14 protein-coding genes and 1 pseudogene are annotated in these 18,515 nt (G+C 33.9%); 12 read left to right on the top strand and 3 right to left on the bottom strand.

All coding sequences use genetic code 11. From position 1 onward, the window contains the following. Positions 1-677 precede the first annotated feature (677 nt). Positions 678-902 (top strand): annotated as a pseudogene (locus B2W91_RS04375) (23S rRNA (uracil-5-)-methyltransferase RumA); the annotation flags it as partial. A 378-nt stretch (positions 903-1,280) separates the two neighbouring features. On the opposite strand, the gene B2W91_RS04370 reads toward B2W91_RS04375, so the two are convergent. Then, entirely contained in the window at positions 1,281-3,914 is a 2,634-nt protein-coding gene (locus B2W91_RS04370; protein WP_291579061.1) for an ABC transporter ATP-binding protein/permease, read from the bottom strand. A gap of 367 nt (positions 3,915-4,281) precedes the next feature. On the opposite strand from B2W91_RS04370, the gene B2W91_RS04365 reads away from it, so the two are divergent. From B2W91_RS04365 to B2W91_RS04340, 6 genes are all read left to right on the top strand, one after another. Beyond that, on the top strand, positions 4,282-4,959 hold the full coding sequence (locus B2W91_RS04365) for a response regulator transcription factor (RefSeq protein ID WP_291579060.1): 678 nt from the start codon (positions 4,282-4,284) through the stop codon (positions 4,957-4,959). Beyond that, positions 4,952-6,007: a HAMP domain-containing sensor histidine kinase gene (locus B2W91_RS04360; protein WP_291579059.1), complete on the top strand. Its 1,056-nt coding sequence runs from the start codon at positions 4,952-4,954 to the stop codon at positions 6,005-6,007. Before B2W91_RS04365 ends, B2W91_RS04360 begins: the two co-directional genes overlap by 8 nt. A 102-nt stretch (positions 6,008-6,109) precedes the next feature. After that, entirely contained in the window at positions 6,110-6,511 is a 402-nt protein-coding gene (locus B2W91_RS04355) for an Rrf2 family transcriptional regulator (protein WP_291579058.1), read from the top strand. Positions 6,512-6,790: 279 nt separating this feature from the next. Next, positions 6,791-7,735, top strand: a complete 945-nt coding sequence (locus tag B2W91_RS04350; protein ID WP_291579057.1) for a DMT family transporter — start codon at positions 6,791-6,793, stop codon at positions 7,733-7,735. Positions 7,736-7,923: 188 nt separating this feature from the next. Beyond that, complete coding sequence (locus B2W91_RS04345; protein ID WP_349680785.1) at positions 7,924-8,058, top strand: hypothetical protein; 135 nt, start codon at positions 7,924-7,926, stop codon at positions 8,056-8,058. A gap of 8 nt (positions 8,059-8,066) precedes the next feature. Then, positions 8,067-8,420 (top strand): hypothetical protein, encoded by a 354-nt coding sequence (locus B2W91_RS04340; RefSeq protein ID WP_291579056.1) that lies wholly within the window; start codon positions 8,067-8,069, stop codon positions 8,418-8,420. 207 nt (positions 8,421-8,627) lie between these two features. Here the strand turns inward: B2W91_RS04340 and B2W91_RS04335 are convergent, their stop codons facing one another. Further along, positions 8,628-9,332 (bottom strand): FadR/GntR family transcriptional regulator, encoded by a 705-nt coding sequence (locus B2W91_RS04335; RefSeq protein ID WP_291579055.1) that lies wholly within the window; start codon positions 9,330-9,332, stop codon positions 8,628-8,630. Positions 9,333-9,596: 264 nt separating this feature from the next. Here B2W91_RS04335 and B2W91_RS04330 point away from each other — a divergent pair, with 264 nt between their 5' ends. The 5 genes from B2W91_RS04330 (at position 9,597) to B2W91_RS04310 (ending at position 16,545) form a co-directional block, all read left to right on the top strand. Further along, a complete protein-coding gene (locus B2W91_RS04330; RefSeq protein ID WP_291579054.1) occupies positions 9,597-10,577 on the top strand; it encodes a DUF5692 family protein in 981 nt (326 codons plus the stop codon). Positions 10,578-10,601: 24 nt separating this feature from the next. After that, positions 10,602-11,273 (top strand): hydrogenase nickel incorporation protein HypB, encoded by a 672-nt coding sequence (gene hypB / locus B2W91_RS04325; protein WP_291579053.1) that lies wholly within the window; start codon positions 10,602-10,604, stop codon positions 11,271-11,273. 32 nt (positions 11,274-11,305) lie between these two features. Beyond that, positions 11,306-13,990, top strand: a complete 2,685-nt coding sequence (locus tag B2W91_RS04320) for an FAD-dependent oxidoreductase (protein WP_291579052.1) — start codon at positions 11,306-11,308, stop codon at positions 13,988-13,990. A 39-nt stretch (positions 13,991-14,029) separates the two neighbouring features. Further along, positions 14,030-14,371 carry a hydrogenase maturation nickel metallochaperone HypA gene (locus B2W91_RS04315; protein WP_291579051.1) on the top strand — a complete coding sequence of 114 codons (342 nt, stop codon included), beginning with the start codon at positions 14,030-14,032 and terminating at the stop codon, positions 14,369-14,371. A gap of 914 nt (positions 14,372-15,285) precedes the next feature. After that, positions 15,286-16,545: a cytochrome P450 gene (locus tag B2W91_RS04310; protein WP_291579050.1), complete on the top strand. Its 1,260-nt coding sequence runs from the start codon at positions 15,286-15,288 to the stop codon at positions 16,543-16,545. A 61-nt stretch (positions 16,546-16,606) separates the two neighbouring features. Here B2W91_RS04310 and B2W91_RS04305 read toward each other — a convergent pair. Beyond that, a partial coding sequence (locus B2W91_RS04305; RefSeq protein WP_291579049.1) for a peptidase domain-containing ABC transporter occupies positions 16,607-18,515 on the bottom strand: 1,909 nt, incomplete at its 5' end.

The following is an 18,515-nucleotide window of genomic DNA, read 5'->3' as shown; positions in this document are numbered from 1 at the left end:
TTATATGTTTTTAATTAAAAAGCTATACTTGGAATATAAAAAAATGGGTAGATACAACTAATTACTTTATTTTACTTAAATTATAGTAATATAAAAAAATATCTTTAATTAAGCTTTGTAACCATATTATATACTACATGTAAGAAATTTTCAAATATTATAGAAAAATTACAATTAATTTATTATGGAATGATGAGAAATAGCTTTGGAATATAGATGAGAATAAGTAGATTTTATTGTGTAAATATATATTTATATGCTTCTCAATTAGAGAGTTAAGCACGTAGTGAAGATGCTCTGGAAAAAGCCCCTATTCACTAGATGTTTAGCTCTTTTGTGCTTACAAATATATTTTTAGAATTAGGCCATGACAAATTAGTTTTCAATTTGTAAGTCTTGTAAAAGTATTTGAGTATCTAAAAGGGAGATTGAAGTACATAATTTTACACCACAATTCACTTAAAGATACTTTTGCAATTCATCTAAATTATCAATATCAAATATATCTGTAGCTATAACGTTAATAGTCCCTTCAGCTAAAGCCTCTATCCTTCGTTTATATTCTTGTATTCTTGAGGAATAGATTTATACGTTTATATTCTTGTATTCTTGAGGAATAGATTTATACATGTAAGGGACGGTTCATAATTATGTCTTAAGTAAGGCATCTTCAAAAAATAATAGACCCACCAAGAAAAGGCTGCAAGGAATCACTATTTCAAGCCATAGTCAAAATATCACCACAAAAAATAGTCTACCTTTCCTGTGATTCGGCAACTCTAGTAAGAGATTTAAGAATACTAAATGAGTTAGGATATAAAACCCTAGAAGTACAACCAGTAGACATGTTCCAACAGACAGCACACGTTGAGTGCATAGGTTTGATGATGAATTGTGATTGAAAGGACAAATAAGGCAAATTGATTACAAGATGTTGTGGTTATGACGTGAAAAACGGACAAAAATTGGGGCGAAAAATGCCCCTTTTTCTGCCCTGATTTTTAGGGCTTTTTATAGATGACATCGGGTATTTATGAATGATGACACCCTATTAACACAATTTTAAATAGGAAAATTAAATTTTTCAATTTCACCTACTAAATCTGTAACATACAGATAATCTGAATAAAAATAGAGGCATTGCTGTAAAAGCAATACCTCTTTTTTAAATATAGGATTTTATTGAATTAGCTTTTAAACCTCATCTTTATGGAATATGAAAGGATATATCACAATACTTTTGGCTTAAAAGTTTCCCTGAAGCATTGTGTATCATGATATTACTCTGTTCTAAGAGCTGTAACCGGGTCTTTTTTGGCAGCTTTTCCAGAAGGAATCAGACCGGCAATCAAATTTAATGCCATGCTGATTACAACAAGTATAATTGCATATTCCCACGGCAAGGAAGCAATGCCGGAAACGCCGGACATTGAGGCGATAATTGTATTGGCTGGAATCAATAGTAGTAAAGTGATAACGATACCGAGGACACCGGAAGCAAATCCAACAATCAAAGTTTCTGCATTGAAGATACTGGAAATATTTCGCTTAGATGCACCGATACTGCGCAAGATACCAATTTCCTTTGTACGCTCTATAACGGAAATATAGGTGATGATACCAATCATAATTGAGGATACTACCAGAGATATTGCCACAAATCCAATCAATACATAGCTGATCATATTGATGATGGTGGTCACGGAAGACATCATTAGACCAACCATATCAGTATAGCCGATGGTCATTTCTTCATGGCCGGCGGTAGTTTGTGCATCGTTATAATCCTCAATGATTGATGCAATTTCGTCTTTGGATTCAAAGTCTACAGGGTAGATATTAATGATAGACGGCTGATCCATATCTACGATTCCTAATGTGGAGATGTTATTCTCGTAAGAGGATTCCTCTTTGGCATTTGCTTGCATTTGTTCACCAAAGGTCTTCAGAATTTCTTCTTCACTCATGGTGGAGAATGCCATCTGAACCTGCTGTTGTTCCTCAGGAGACAACGTTGCCACATATTTGTTCACATCATCCATGGTCAGATTGTTCGCATAGTCGTCCATATCAAAAGGCATATTGGTAAAGACGTTGGTGTCAGGGTTGGCAAGCTGTGCTTTTGCAATTTCACTGTCATTGTTACCAGTGACAATGTATTTAGTAAGTGCAGAGGTGTATCCCACTGATCCACTGATGGAAGTAGCGCTGACTTCAGGATTTGGACGAAGAATACCAACAACTTTCAGCTCAAGACCATTATCAACTAGTTTGGTCATATAATTTTCATCTTTACGCATATCTTCCCAGACATTGGCTTCTTTGTCATACTTATAGTAATCGGTGTTCAGAACCAGTTTGAATGTAGTGCCGAGAATTTCATCATAAGTAAAGGAAGCCTGTTCAGATTCTTTGACATCATCACCACTCATGGCAGCCTTCATTATTTCCTTGTATTCTTCTGGATTCATTAAACCGATGGAGTAGAGAGACATATCACTGATTTCGTTATTTTCATCAACTACAAGCACTACCTCGTTATGTGCCCCTTCATCCGGGAAGCGTCCGGAAAGAACATCATATTGAGATTCCAAAAGCTTTCTGTTGCCGAGCATTTCCTCAAAAACATTAATACGCATCATGCTCGGGCCACCGAAACCACTCATGTTGCCCATACCACTACTGTTCAATATTTCACTGGGATTTAATTGTAAAACCCCATCCGAGGTATCGGAACTGTAGATCTGCAAATCTAAATTGTATCCATATTGAATGGAGGAAACATAATCGAGAATGTTGGATTCATCGCTTTCAATATATTTCTTGAAAGCTCCTAAGTCGTTTGCCTTTGTTTCTTTGCTCAGTGTAGAAAACATTCTCGTGGTAATGTTATTGGAATATACCTTGTCAAGGTCATGATCCAAACCGTCTTCTGCATTCTTAAGCATAAATTCAGACATCATGGAGGTCATATCCGTGTTGTTGCTTTCAATGCTGACAGGATAGGTTGATAGAGTATCTTTTTGCACGTTTCCAATATATGCGTTAATACCACTGGAAAGCGCCAGTATTAGTGCGATTCCGATGATGCCTATACTTCCGGCAAATGAAGTAAGAATCGTCCTTGCCTTTTTTGTCTTGAGATTATTGAGGCTTAGAGATAAGGCCGTTAGAAAGGACATGGATGTTTTACCCATATTTTTGTGCTGCGGTGGGATAGCTTGTTTTTCATCTACCTGATATGGGTTGGAATCGTTGATTATATTTCCATCCCGCAGTTTCACAATACGGTTGGCATATTGATCTGCCAGTTCCGGGTTATGTGTAACCATGATTACAAGTCTATCTTTCGCTACTTCTTTCAGCAACTCCATAACCTGTACACTTGTTTCACTATCCAAAGCACCCGTTGGTTCGTCCGCAAGAAGAATATCCGGGTTATTGACAAGGGCACGGGCGATTGCGACACGCTGCATTTGTCCGCCAGACATCTGATTCGGCTTTTTCTGAAGCTGATTACCCAGCCCTACTTTTTCAAGGGCCTCCACCGCACGTTTTCGACGGTCACTCTTGGAAATACCAGAAATCGTCAGTGCCAATTCAACGTTTGACAATACTGACTGATGCGGAATAAGGTTATAGCTTTGAAAAACAAAACCGATTGTATGGTTACGATAAGAGTTCCAATCACCATCTTTGTACTTTTGAGTAGAGATACCGTTGATGATAAGATCGCCACTGTCATAGTGGTCGAGACCGCCGATGATGTTCAGCAATGTGGTTTTACCAGAACCGCTGGGGCCAAGAATGGCAACAAATTCGTTGTCACGAAGGTTCAGACTGACACCATCGAGAGCGGAGTGCACCAAATCCCCTGTGGTATATTTTTTATATATATTTTTGATTTGAAGCATACTGTGTCAACTCCTTTTTGTTTGTCTTTATTGAGAATTTTTTTCAACAGAATCTATTCTATAATACTTTCAAAAACTGAAAATAAACTCAGACAGTAAAAAATAAAATTTGAATTAGTTTATTTTAGGTTTATGTTCCCAGGGTATAATATCTATAAAAGGCAGGGCAAAGTAATCATGGACAGTGATGCTAAGTTTGTTTAAGCAGGGTTATTTATGCTTATTTGACCAGCGAAGCCGTCGAGGAATGGCAAAGGAGTTTTGAGGTTCTGCCCGAAATTATGAAGTATTTTCGAGTTTGGCATGGCGAGAGAACAGTTCTGCCATTACTTGCCGAAAGCAAAAATGATATAGGAGGAAGAATTTTATGTTTCAGATTTTAGTTGTAGAAGATGATAAAAATACTGCACGACTGATGCAGGCGGTGCTGAAACACGCAGGATATGAAGTCCTTCATGGGGAAAATGGTGTTGTTGCGCTGGAGTTGATGGACACGCAGCATATTGATTTGATTATTCTCGATATTATGATGCCGGAAATGGACGGGTATGAATTTACCAAACAGCTTCGTAGCTGCAAAGTTAATACACCAATTCTCATGGTAACAGCAAAGCAGTTACCTGAAGATAAATGTAAGGGGTTCATTGTCGGAACAGATGATTATATGGTAAAGCCTGTCAACGAGGAAGAAATGCTACTTCGTATCAAGGCATTGCTGCGCCGTGCACAGATTGTAAATGAGCGTAAACTGCATATTGGCAAAGTTACATTAGATTACGACGCATTAACAGTTACCAGAGAGAAAGAGAGTCAGACACTGCCACAAAAGGAGTTCTATCTGCTCTATAAGTTATTGTCTTATCCTGATAAGATTTTTACCCGTATTCAATTGATGGATGAGATATGGGGAATGGAGTCTGAAACGGTAGATACTACGGTGAATGTGCATATTACCCGTCTGCGTAAGCGGTTTGAAGGCTATCCCGAATTTGAAATTGTTGCAATTCGTGGTATTGGATATAAGGCGGTGAAGAAATGTGAATAAATTTTGTAAAAAGACAGGAAGATTTCAGCTAGCGATGATGTTTGCAGCTATTAATTTTATAATTATGTTATTGTCAACGTCATTTCTGGTTGTAGTGTTTCTGATACTTAGCCGTACTGGCTTGTATAATCTGAATTCATCACGAGAGCCTATCATGTCGTTTATTGCTTTTGCGATGATCAGTGTACTTGTGGGAACAATCATTGCGATGATTATTAGTCGCATTCCCCTTGCTCCTTTGCGTGAAATTATTTCAGCAGTTGACAGATTGGCTGAGGGGGATTTTAGCGCAAGGGTTCATTTGAAAGGGGCGGATGAATTACAAAAGCTGAACATAAGCTTCAACCATATGGCAGAGGAACTGGAAAGTATAGAAATGTTACGTTCTGATTTTGTCAATAATTTCTCACATGAATTCAAAACGCCCATCGTTTCCGTACGGGGCTTTGCAAAAATGCTGAAATATGATGACCTTTCCAAAGAGGAGAGGGAGGAATATCTTGATATTATCATCGGTGAATCAGATCGTCTTGCTGATCTCGCCACCAATGTACTGAATCTTTCAAAAATAGAAAATCAAACAATCGTAACAGACAAGACTCGTTATAATGTCAGCGAACAAGTCCGAAGGGTGGTTGCATTGTTGGAAAGCAAATGGACAAAGAAGAATATTGAAATTTTCTTTGATTGCGATGAATTTTTTCTGTATGGAAATGAAGAATTGCTTAAACAGGTGTGGATTAACTTAATTGATAATGCTATTAAATTTTCACCGGAAAATTCGGCTATTGATATTCGTATTATTAATAAACAAGGAAATATTATCTTCACTATTTCTGATCAGGGAAGCGGTATGAACTCAGAAACGGCAGCACGCATTTTTGATAAATTTTATCAGGGCGATACCTCTCATGCAACAAAAGGGAACGGTATCGGTTTGACTCTTGCAAAGAAAATCGTTGAACTTCATGATGGAGATATACGAATTGTAAAAACAGATAAAAGTGGAACGACTTTTGAAGTGCAGTTATCTTCAGACTTACATTAAATAAACAGAAAATAAAGTGAATAAAAAAACTATTTGACAAAGTAAGACTATTAAGGCTATTATAGATATATAAAGTCTTTAATTGGAGGTGATTCATGCATTATGAAGTATTCAAAAGCTACGAATTATGCTCTTCACACTGTGCTTTTTCTTGCAATGGACGCACCGAATAAACTTGTGAGTGTACAGGAGCTAGCAGAGAAACAAAAAGTTTCTCCAACGTACTTGTCTAAAATATTGACCAAGTTGGTTAAGGAAGGAATGATTAATTCTTCTTCAGGTGTCAACGGAGGTTATTCACTTAGCCAGAATTGGGAAGATATTTCATTCTTGGACATTATACATGCTATTGAAGGTAAATCATCTTTATTTGATTGCTGTTTAGAAGTTGATTCAGAATGTGCTATAAAGAAAGTGATGCTTTCGGCAGAGGAAAAAATGGAAGAAGAGTTAAAGAATCGAAAAATATCAGATCTTGTTAAGAAAATATCTGTGGATTCATAATCCACTCTTATTTTTTATCTAATTACAGATATAAAGAGTCTTTAAAGTCTTTAATTATAAATTTGATTGATTATCGGTATGGATAAATATTGACTCAATTAAGTTAAATACCTTTTATCAATTCTAAATATAAAGCAATATTATGGAAAATCTATTCAACTGTCCATATTGTGATAATTAGATAAAAAGACTAATCTTTGATTGTTATTTCAGAAAATAATTTTAATCCTAATCATTACAATTTAAAAATAAAAGTAAAAAATAAAAGGAGGCAAACTTATGCAAATTACGCTTTATTTAATCATGGGAATAATTATCGGGATGTTTTTCCCTATTCAGGCATCTATAAGTGCTCGATTAAGCTCTTATTCAAAAACACCTTTAACAGCTTCATTTATCGCATTTTCTTTAGGAACGGTGATACTACTGGTTATAAATTTAATCATAGATCCTATAGGAATTACAGTTGGAATTGATTTTTCATATCCATTGTATGTTTTTATAGGTGGAGCAATAACTGGAGTTGGTTTTAATTTGGCTAATATCATTCTTTTTTCAAAAATTGGAGCTTCAGTTACAACGCTAGTGACTGTAACAGGACAAATGATTGTAGGAATACTAATCGATCACTTTGGGTGGTTTGGTGTACAAGCTAATTTTATTAGTATTACTAGAATACTCGGAGTTATGATTATGATTTTCGCTATTTCATTGGTGCAACCTAAAAAGAAAAAGGATTTAACTATGGCGTCACAAGAAGAAAAGAAGGATGGTAAAATTACTTGGATAATTTTAGGGGTTTTAGCTGGGTTTTTACCACCATTGCAAACTGCCATTAATGGAAAACTTCGTGTTGCAACCGGTTCTCTTTTAGGCGCTGCTTTTATTTCTTTTTTTGTTGGCACCATAATCTTGGCTATTTTGATATTAATCACTCAACGTCGATTAGAGTTTCCTTTGTATGATGCTGAAAAAAAGCGTATTCCTATTTGGACATATATAGGAGGTATATTCGGTATATTTATTATAACAGGAAACATTGTCTTGCTACCTATACTTGGGTCGGTTGTAACTACTATGATTTTCCTATTGGGGCAAATGATTATGGCATTACTAATCGATCAATTTGGAATGTTTAATTTACAAAAAAGAAAAATTGATAGTAGAAGGATTGTTACTATATTATTAATGATTATTGGAATCATATTTGTTAAATTCTTATAATATTACATTCAATACTAACCATGTGCTTAATATATTTGAAGAGCTACTAAGTTGTACTAACTTGGTAGCTTTTTCTTGAAGCTCTTATAGTTAAGATAGTTATTTTTATAAATAACGATAATAATAGAGGTCTTTTTATAGACAAAGATATGTCTACATTATCTGGGACATAAAAATCTAAAAAAGTATTGGCGCTAGCATTACGTGGTAGTGTAGATAAATCTAATGAACGTATTGAAAAATTTAAATCTAATCAAGATGAAATTGCTAAAATGGCTATAAAGAAGTATGGGAGTATTGAAAGATATGCTAAAGCTATGTAGAAATTATAATGTTAAAACTAAGTAAAATTACAGATTTAAGTTATATATTTTATGACAATAAAATTATGAAGAAAAAAATAGGGTTAATTGTAGATTTAATAATGGCTACTATTTTGTTATCTGTTAAAGTATATCCAGTAGTTTTCTACGTGAGCATGGAAGATACACTAGGGATAAAATTTTCTGAAGTTAATAAGATAGAATTATTTAGCGGTTCAACTGGTAAAAGTGCTGAGGTATTAGAAAAAAATGAGATAGATGAGGTATTATCTAAATATAAGAATACAAAAGTAAAGAAAAAATTCGATCAAAGGCTAAGGGAGGGTTCTTCCCTTAGCATCACTTTGTATAAAAATGATTAGAAGGTAGGCTATATAGATTCTCATGATAGTGGCGAAAAAATTTCTAGAAAGAATAGAGGATAAAAATATTATACTACTATAGATACACCAAGTTTTGAAGTAATTAAAGAAATTGAAGAAAATATAATTTAAATAAGAGATAGAATATAGGAATGAATATTGCTTTGCGATATTCATTCCTTTAATTTTATAGACTGATTTTTATGCTTAATAGTAAATTTGTCTGCTACCATTGATGGTATCATTGATGGAGGTGGTCAGCCATTCAACAGCTTTCACTGTGTCCCTCTGTTCAATGTAATCACACAAAACAGCTGTGTTTTTGTGTAAAGATTCTAAACCGTATAACCTACAAAAACGTTCCCATAATGATAAAATGGGAACTTTAAATGAGAAGAAAATTAGAGGCATTAGTGTGTTTCCAGAAAGAAAGGCAAGCTCATGTTGGAAGCTGAATGCAATCTCAGAAGCCGCTTCTGGGGAGTTTGCCTCTCCCATTTGCTTTACATATCCTTTTAATATTGCAATTTCATCATCTGTAATCTTAGGAATACATAATTCTACTGCAAGGCAGTCAAATGCAATTCTAAGCTCCAGAATAGAACGTATTTCTGCCTCTCTTAATATTCCACCATTGTAATTCATAATGGAAATTAAAGTTTCTAGTGTTCCATTTCTACGATAATCAGCTACAAAGGTACCTACTCTTGGCTTAACCAATAAAAAGCCTTTTCTCGCTAGTTCAGAAATACCAGCATTGACTACAGCTCTGCTGACTTGCATGGATTCAGCAAGTTCTCTTTCAGAAGGAAGTTTTTCTCCTATGGCCAGCTTACCAGACAAAATCATACTCTCTAGTTCTTTAATAAATAATTCTTTTAATGATGGTGAACTCAATTTTTTAAATTCCATATGGCTTTATCACTCCTTTAAACTGGTTGTGGTATGTACAGAAACCAATAATAATTATAAGGTAATATTATTAAATATACAAGAAAAAATTAGAAAAAAAGGATTAAAAACCATGTAAAATATTGAAAATAGAGCATAAATATGTTAACATTTTATCAAAGCTATACCTGTCATACTGGTATGACCAGAGAAATAGAAATCATAAAATGGACAGTTCACTATTCTATAATAGCGAAACTGGAGTAAATAAGGAGGAGATTTGGAATGTTTGTGTTCAATTATGAAGGCGGCGCATCCGCAATTTCTGTGTGGCTTGTTTGGATATTAGTATTTGCTTTGTTATTTACCTTAAATGAAGTAACGAGAAGATCTAAGGAAGCAGGATTTTTATGTTTCATTATTATGCCTACTATACTTTCTGTTCTCTGGTTTACAGTATTGAGTGATACTACCTATACTGACTGGTTCCATCTTGCTAAAGTATATTCTTCTACAGCAGGTTGTATTGGCTTTTGGTGTATTCGCCATTTACATGGCAAAAACAAGAAAACTGGCAAGGAATGGCATCTTTCTGACAGCCGTTTTGCACTTTGCTTCCCACCATTGATTCTTGCAATTAATATATGTGAAGCAGTAGTTCGTGACATTGAAGTAGGACTTAACTATGCACAAGGAGGATTTCTCGCTGATGAAGCAATGTATGTACTTGGAGGTCCATGGAATTTTATGAACGCAGCAGCAGGTATCATAAATATCATTGCCATTACTGGCTGGTTTGGTATTTGTATACGTAAAAAAACTGACAAAGATGGAAGTAAGGATATGTTATGGCCAGATATGATGTGGTTTTGGATTATAGCCTATGATATTTGGAACCTTGCATACACATATAACTGCTTACCAGGTCATGCATGGTACTGTGGATTTGCGTTGTTATTAGCACCTACTGTATGTGCATTTACTATTGGTAAAGGTGCTTGGCTGCAACATCGTGCTCATACATTAGCACTATGGTGTATGTTTGCACAAACTTTTCCAGCATTCATTGATAGTGGAAAATTTGCTGTATCTTCCACATATAATACCACTGCATTAGCTATATGGAGTTTTGCAGCATTAGTAGTCAACATTGCAGTATTAATTTTCATGGTTTATAAGACTGTAAAGACCAAGAGAAATCCATACAAAAATGAACTGTATATAGACATGAAAAAATATCAAGAAGTAAAATCATTTGCTGAATAATAAAATATTTAGGGGGTTAAAATTATGAATAATTTTAGGGTTCTTGAGATTAAACAAAGTATTTTTGAAGATAATGATGAGCAGGCTAGGATGCTTAGAGAAGAACTAAAAAAGGATAAAACTTTCCTGCTTAATTTAATGTCATCACCAGGTTCAGGTAAGACCTCAACTCTTACAAGAACAATTAATGCTTTAAAGGATGAAATGAATATTGGGGTTATGGAAGCAGATATCGATTCTGATGTTGATGCTCACACTATTTCTGAAACTGGTGTAAAAGTAATTCAACTTCATACAGGCGGTATGTGTCATCTTGATGCAGATATGACAAAGCAAGGATTAACTGGTCTAGGGACTGAAAATATAGATTTTGCTATTTTAGAAAATGTGGGAAATTTGGTATGCCCTGCGGAATTTGATACTGGTGCATCAAAGAATGCAATGATTTTAAGTGTACCAGAAGGCGATGATAAACCGCTAAAATATCCACTAATGTTTTCTATTGTTGATGTTCTTTTGATAAACAAAATAGATGTATTGGAACACTTTGATTTTGATTTAGAAGCATGTAAGGAAAGGGCAAAAAAATTAAATCCAAATATCAAAATTTTTGAAATTTCTGCAAGGACAGGTAAAGGAATTGATGGATGGGTAGATTGGATACGTACTGAAGTGAAAAATTGGAATGAAAATTAGTATTATCATAATCTCTATTGGGGGGAAATATTATGGCTAAAGAAAAAGTACTTGACCTTGCCAATCATATTAGTAACAAAAAACGAGGCTCAAAAAATGAAATTAAACCAACAGATCCGGAATATATGATTCTTGAACCAGTTGTTACAGAAGAAATGGCAGAAGTAGCACTTTGTATGAAGATACGTAAAAAAACAACTGCAAAAGAGCTTGCTCCACTCTGTGGTAAATCTGTAGAGAAAACCGCTAAATTATTATTTGATTTAGCAGTGGCTGGTGTTTGCTTTGTCAATGAAATTGATGGAGTAGATCATTTCTGGTACGATACTTGGGTTCCAGGTATTATGGAGATGATGGTTAACAATAAAGAAAACGTTGCAAAATATCCTCAAATTGCAGAGGCTTTTGAGGCATATGGAAGAGTAAGAGGACCAAAGACCACAGGTAATTTTCCTGTAGGGGTAGGGCTTATGCGTGTTATTCCTATAGAAAGAGCCATTGAAGGTGAAACTAGAAGAGCATCTTATGAGGAAGTTTCTAAATATCTTAATGAAAACGATATCTTTACAGTTTCAGATTGTTCTTGCCGTACAGCAAGAGAAGTTATGGGTGAAGGCTGTGGTCATTTAAAAGAAGATATGTGTATTCAGATGGGGCATGCTGCTGAATACTATATCCGCACAGGCAGAGGTCGTCAAATTACCCGTGAAGAAGCTTTTGAAATTATTAAAAGAGCGGAAGAAAACGGCTTGATGCATCAGATACCAAATTTAGATGGCTCAGGAAAAACTCATGCAATTTGCAACTGCTGCGGATGTTCCTGTCTTTCCTTGAGAACTGCTGGAATGTTTATAAATGCTGATATGGTGCGTTCAAACTATGCTTCACATGTAGATAAAGATAAATGTGTTGCTTGTGGAGAATGTGTACAGAATTGTCCAGTTAATGCGCTGCAATTGGGACAAAAGCTATGTTCTAAAACACCGGTTACTGAAGAGATAAAAAGAAAAGAAACTCCACGTGATACAGAGTGGGGTCCGGAAAAATGGAATCCAGATTATCGTATCAATAGAAAAAATGTAGTTGATACTGGTACAAGTCCTTGTAAAACAGAATGTCCCGCACATATTTCTATTCAGGGCTATATTAAGCTAGCATCTCAGGGAAAATATACAGAAGCTCTTGAGCTTATAAAAAATGAAAATCCATTTCCGGCAGTATGCGGACGTATTTGCCCAAGAAAATGTGAATCTGCTTGTACCAGAGGAGATATTGATGAACCTATTGCTATTGATGACATCAAAAAATTCATTGCAGAGCAAGATTTAAATGTGGAACGCCGCTATGTACCTAAACGAAGACATGAGTATGGTAAAAAAATTGGGGTTATAGGTGCAGGTCCATCTGGTCTTTCTTGTGCTTACTACTTAGCTATTGACGGTTACAAGGTAACAGTATTTGAAAAACAAAATAAACTTGGAGGAATGCTAACACTTGGAATTCCATCCTTTAGGTTAGAAAAAGATGTAATTAGTGCAGAAATTGATATTTTAAGAGAATTAAATGTTGAATTTAAAACAGGTATTGAAGTTGGTAAAGACATAACTATTAGTGAACTCCGAAATCAAGGATATGAAGCTTTCTACCTTGCAATTGGTGCTCAAGCAGGAAGAAACCTTGGTATTGAAGGTGAAGATGCACAAGGTGTTATTGCAGGTATTGATTTCTTAAGAAATGTAAATTTAGGTGACAACTCTAAACTTGAAGGAAAGGTAGTTGTAATTGGTGGAGGTAATGTTGCTATCGACGTTGCAAGAACTGCTGTAAGAGTTGATGCTTCAAAAGTAGATATGTTCTGCCTTGAAAGCCGTGAAGAAATGCCAGCTCTTGGAGAAGAGATTGAAGAAGCTTTATCTGAAAATATTACAATAAATAATTCCTGGGGGCCAAAGTCTATTATTACAGAAAATGGACGTGTTATTGGTGTAGAGTTTAAAAAGTGCATTTCTGTTTTCGATAAAAATAGAAAGTTCAATCCTCAATATGACGAAAAGAATACGATAATCGTTGATGCAGATTATGTATTGCTTTCAGTAGGGCAGGCAATGGAATGGGGTAACTTGATTACAGACAGCAAAATTGAATTAAATCCTAATAAAACAATTAAAGCTGACTCTGTTACATTGCAGACAGGAGAGCCAGATATATTTACTGGAGGAGATGTATTTACAGGTCCTAGATTTGCTATCGATGCTATTGCTTTAGGTAAGGAAGGGGCTATTTCAATCCATCGTTACGTTCATAAAGGACAGAGTTTAATTATTGGTCGTGACAGAAAAGAGTACCATTCATTAAATAAGGAAGAGGCTATATTTGATGGATACGATACCACTCCAAGGCAGAAAGCAAGTCATGATGAGGAAAATAAATCTAAAAATGCCTTTAAGGATCTACGTGGTACTTTTACAGAAGAGCAGATGAAAAAGGAAACAGAACGATGTCTCGGCTGTGGTGCTACTGTTGTAGATGAATTTCTCTGTGTAGGATGCGGCCAATGTACAACTAAATGTAAATTTGATGCCATTTCACTTGTTAGAAAATATGATGGTGAAGGTGTAGCCTATGAAGATATGAAACCGGTAGTTGTTAAACAACTTCTCAAACGTAAAGGTAAAATTGCAGTTAAAAAGGTTAAGAATTTATTTACGAATAATTAAGTGGAAAGCTTTTACCATTGTAAAGGATAGGTGATTAATTTGCATGAATTAGGTGTTGTAATTGAGGTTGTTAGGGTAGTAGAGAAAATTGCAATAGAAAATGAATTAACTAAGATTGATACATTAGTGCTGCAAATAGGAGAGCTTTCATCAATGATTCCTATGTATATAGAGCAATGTTATCCTGCGGCAGTTGATGGTACAATATTAGAAGACACAAAATTAGAAATTGAGATATTACCAGGCAATGCTCTTTGCAAAGATTGTAACAAAGTTTTTAACCTTATTCAAAATCATAAAAAATGTCCAAACTGCGGAAGTATTCACTGGGAAATATTAAGTGGAAGAGAATTCTTTATTAAAGAAGTAATAGCCTGCTAAAATAAAAATTAGAAGGGGCTGTCGCATTAAGTAATTAGTGCCAGCTCCTTTTTCTGATTTACAATTCAAAATTTCTCAGTAGTAACTGAGAAGTTTTGAATTGACCTTGTAGCGGCGAACAGTGTTCGCCATATTTTTTTGGATAAATATTAAACTATAAGACATGCTAAAAAGAACTGGCGAACACTTCACTCCTACAATAAAACACCAGCAAATGCAGCCTCTCCATAGTAATAGCTAAATTTATTAGTATTGTTCCAAACTATACTGCACCTCAGGGGAACCTTATACAATTGATAATTAACGATTGACAATGGACAATTAAGGATACTTCTCTTTTACAAGAGAAGTTTTAAATTGATTTGTTTTTGAAGTGGCACAGTCACTTTTATTGAAAAGTCTATTTTAAGGAATTAATTTGTAAAAATTAATTTCAACCACAATTGTCAATTTCCCATTCTCAATTCCTAATTGGTTAAATTTCCTAGAGGTGGAAAACTAGCAATTGTATTGCTAGTTAAAAAATCTATTAAATTTGTTATAACATGAAATATTATTTTTAACTATATAGATCCATTAAGTTCATTTGTATAGAAATACTTTTTTTTACACATAATAGATTCCATATAAAAGAATATATAAGAAAGAAGTCCTCAAAATGGGAGCTTGAGCAGTTTAAATATGCAATATATTTACTTGTTTGCAAGTAGTAGCTTTTTCAATGCTACATGGGCTGTGCTCTTTTTTATTCTATTGTAAGGATGAATTTTATTTTCATCTGAAGCTGATACATAAAATTAATGTTCATAAATAAGACATAAGAATGGTATTTATTTTTGTATCTAAAAAGTTACATTTCAATACTTAAAGTACATCTTGATTTACAATTATAGTAAAAAGGAGAGGATAAGTGTATGTTAAGTAAGAACTATATCGCACAGGATAAAAGCATTGACAATACTCACGCTTTGTTACAGGAAGGATATTTGTTTATTAAAAATAGAGTTGATAAGTATCAATCTGACATATTTGAAACTCGATTATTAGGAGAAAAGGTAATTTGCATGACTGGTAAGCAAGCAGCAGAGCTGTTTTATGACCAAGAACGGTTTCAGCGAAACGGTGCAGCGCCTAAAAGGATACAAAAAACACTGTTTGGAGAGAACGCAATCCAGACCATGGATGGACAAACACATATTCATCGAAAGAGTCTTTTCATGTCACTTATGACCCCGCTACATCAAGAAAAATTAGCTGAACTTGTAATGGAGAAATGGGAAGCTGCTATAGGTAAATGGCAAGTTAGTGAGAAGATTGTGATTTTTGATGAAGCAAAAGAAATTTTATGCCAGGTAGCATGTCAGTGGGCAGGAGTTCCACTATATGAATCAGAAATAGAGAATCGGGCAGAGGATTTTAGTTCAATGGTGGATGCCTTAGGGGCCATTGGACCGAGGTATTGGAAAGGGAAAATGACAAGATATAGAACTGAAAAGTGGATAGAGGGGATTATCGAAGATGTCCGCTCTGGTAGATTGGAAGCTGAAGAAGGCTCAGCATTATACGCTATAGCTTTTTATAAGGAGCTTGATGGTAGTCAGATGGGTATTCAAATGGCAGCTATAGAACTTATTAACGTATTACGACCTATTGTTGCTATTTCGACCTTTGTTACCTTTGCAGCTTTAGCTTTATATGAGCATCCAGAATGTAAAGAAAAGTTGAGTTCTGGTGATAGCAGATATCTTGAAATGTTTGTGCAAGAAGTCCGCAGGTATTATCCTTTCGGTCCTTTTATTGGTGCAAGAGTTCGAAAGGATTTTATATTAAATGAATACGAATTTAAAAAAGGAATGCTCGTGATACTTGATATGTATGGTACTAACCATGATCCACGTATATGGGAAAAACCTTATGAATTTAATCCAGGGCGATTTAAAGACTGGAAAGGAAGCCTGTTTGATTTTATCCCTCAAGGTGGAGGTGACCCTTCTAAGACACACCGTTGTCCAGGTGAGGGTATTACCATAGAAATTATGAAAGGAAGCTTGGATTTCCTTGTTAACAAAATTGAGTTTGAAGTCTTAGAGCAGGATTTAAACTATAGTCTAGCAAGAATACCTACATTGCCTAAAAGTGGGTTTATCATAAATAATGTTAAAAGAAAATTATAAAATAGATTCTTGCATCTGAAGTATTTTCAATTACACTTGAAAATACTTCAAAGCATATATTTTAATCATTCAATTGTTTATGCCAGAGCTTATAATACTCTCCACTTTCCTCTATAAGTTTTTGATGAGAACCTTTTTCTATTACTTTCCCATTCTTTATAACATAAATAACATCACAGGAAGTTATAAACTTCAATTTATGAGCTACAATTATGGTAGTTTTATCCATTGCATACTCCAATATAGTTTCTTCAACAATTTTTTCAGTTATAGAATCCAGATTGCTAGTAGCCTCATCTAGTAAAAATATATCTGGATTTTTTAATAAAGCTCTTGCTATAGAAAGCCGTTGTTTTTGACCTCCTGATAAATTAGTTCCATTTTCATCTATAATAGTATCATATTTATTAGGAAGAGAATTTATGAAGTCGTCTATATGAACTTTTTTACAAACTTCAATTATTTCGTAATCCTTTATAAAAAAATCTCCCATACGTAGATTTTCTTTTATAGTTCCATTGAAGAAAAATAGGGTTTGAGAAACATATCCAATCTTTTTTCTTAAATAATCAAGATCTATATCATTTATATTAATGTTATTTATAAATATATTTCCTTTTTCTATGGAGTAAAAATTCATTAAAAGCTTTGTTAATGTGGTTTTGCCTGAACCACTTTCACCTACAAAGGCAACTCTTTCACCAGATTTTATATCAATATTAATATTATTTAACACAGGGCTTTTGGAATTGTACTGAAAGGAAAGATTTTCAAATCTAATATTTCCTTTTAAAGAAGGTTTTAAAGAACCTTTATACTTTATCTTTTCTTTCTTAATATTTAATATATTTTCAACTCTTTCTGCCGCAACCAGTGCTGTTTGAATAGATGGCTGCAGGTTTATTATGCTTTCTATAGGGGTTAAAAAATATACAAGTAGAGCGTTAAAGGTTAGGAGCTCACCTAAAGTTAAATTTCCTCTTATTACTTCTATTCCACCAATCCAAAAGATCAATACGTTAAATATAACTTTAATATAGGCTTTTAAAGAACTTTGTAGGTTGGTAGTCCATCCTCTTTTTAGAGCATTTCTTGCCAAATTTAAAAATTTCTTTTCTGCTTTAAGCTTTGTTTCATTTTCCGTACTAAAAGCTTTGATAGTATCTATTCCGTTTAGTGATGATATTAAATATGAAGTAAGGTTTGATCCACTTTCCATAGTTTTTCTATTTATGTCTTCTAAAGGTTTTCTAAAAAAGTATACTATTATGCCATAAAAAACAATGGGAATAATGGTTACTAAAAATAATATAGTATTTTGGCGATAAAGCATAGCTCCACCTATAATTGCCATAAGAGCGTCTATCATAATTGCTAAAGCTACATTACATATAGCATCCCTTATTTTCCCTGAATCATTAAATCTTGATATTATATCTCCAACTTTTCTTCTATCAAAGAAGCTTATAGGTAAGTCAACAACATGTTCATAATAGCCAAGCATAAGTCCTATATCTATATTTTGTCCAAGATATAGCAGAAGCTGAGTTCTAAATAATTCAAATAAAGTTTTAAAGGTGAAAAGTAAAATAAATAAAAGAGAAAATTTAGTTAACAAATCCTTAGAATTATTAGGAATTATTTTATCAATAAGAAACTTAAAATAAAATGCGCCTATTACACCAAAAATTGTTATGAGCAATGAACTAAAAAATATTTTTATAATAAACTTTTTTTGATATTTTAGGATGGCAGAAAATTTCTTAAATAGACCTTTCTTCTCTGAATCTAATTGTATTTTAGGTGTAGCTATAAACATAATACCATTCCATATATTCATAAATTCAACAAAAGAAAAGTTTACAACACCTTTTTTTGGAATATATGCTATTATTTCATTATTACTTATTTTCTTTATGACTATATAATGATTAATTCCATTTTCATTTATATATGCTATTGCAGGTATA

Origin of the sequence: Clostridium sp. UBA6640, from assembly GCF_002455975.1 — a bacterium.
Classification (GTDB): Bacteria; Bacillota; Clostridia; order Clostridiales; family Clostridiaceae; genus Clostridium_J.
The sequence above is the reverse complement of the archived record's forward strand: the minus strand, read 5'-3'. Positions and strand labels throughout refer to the sequence as shown.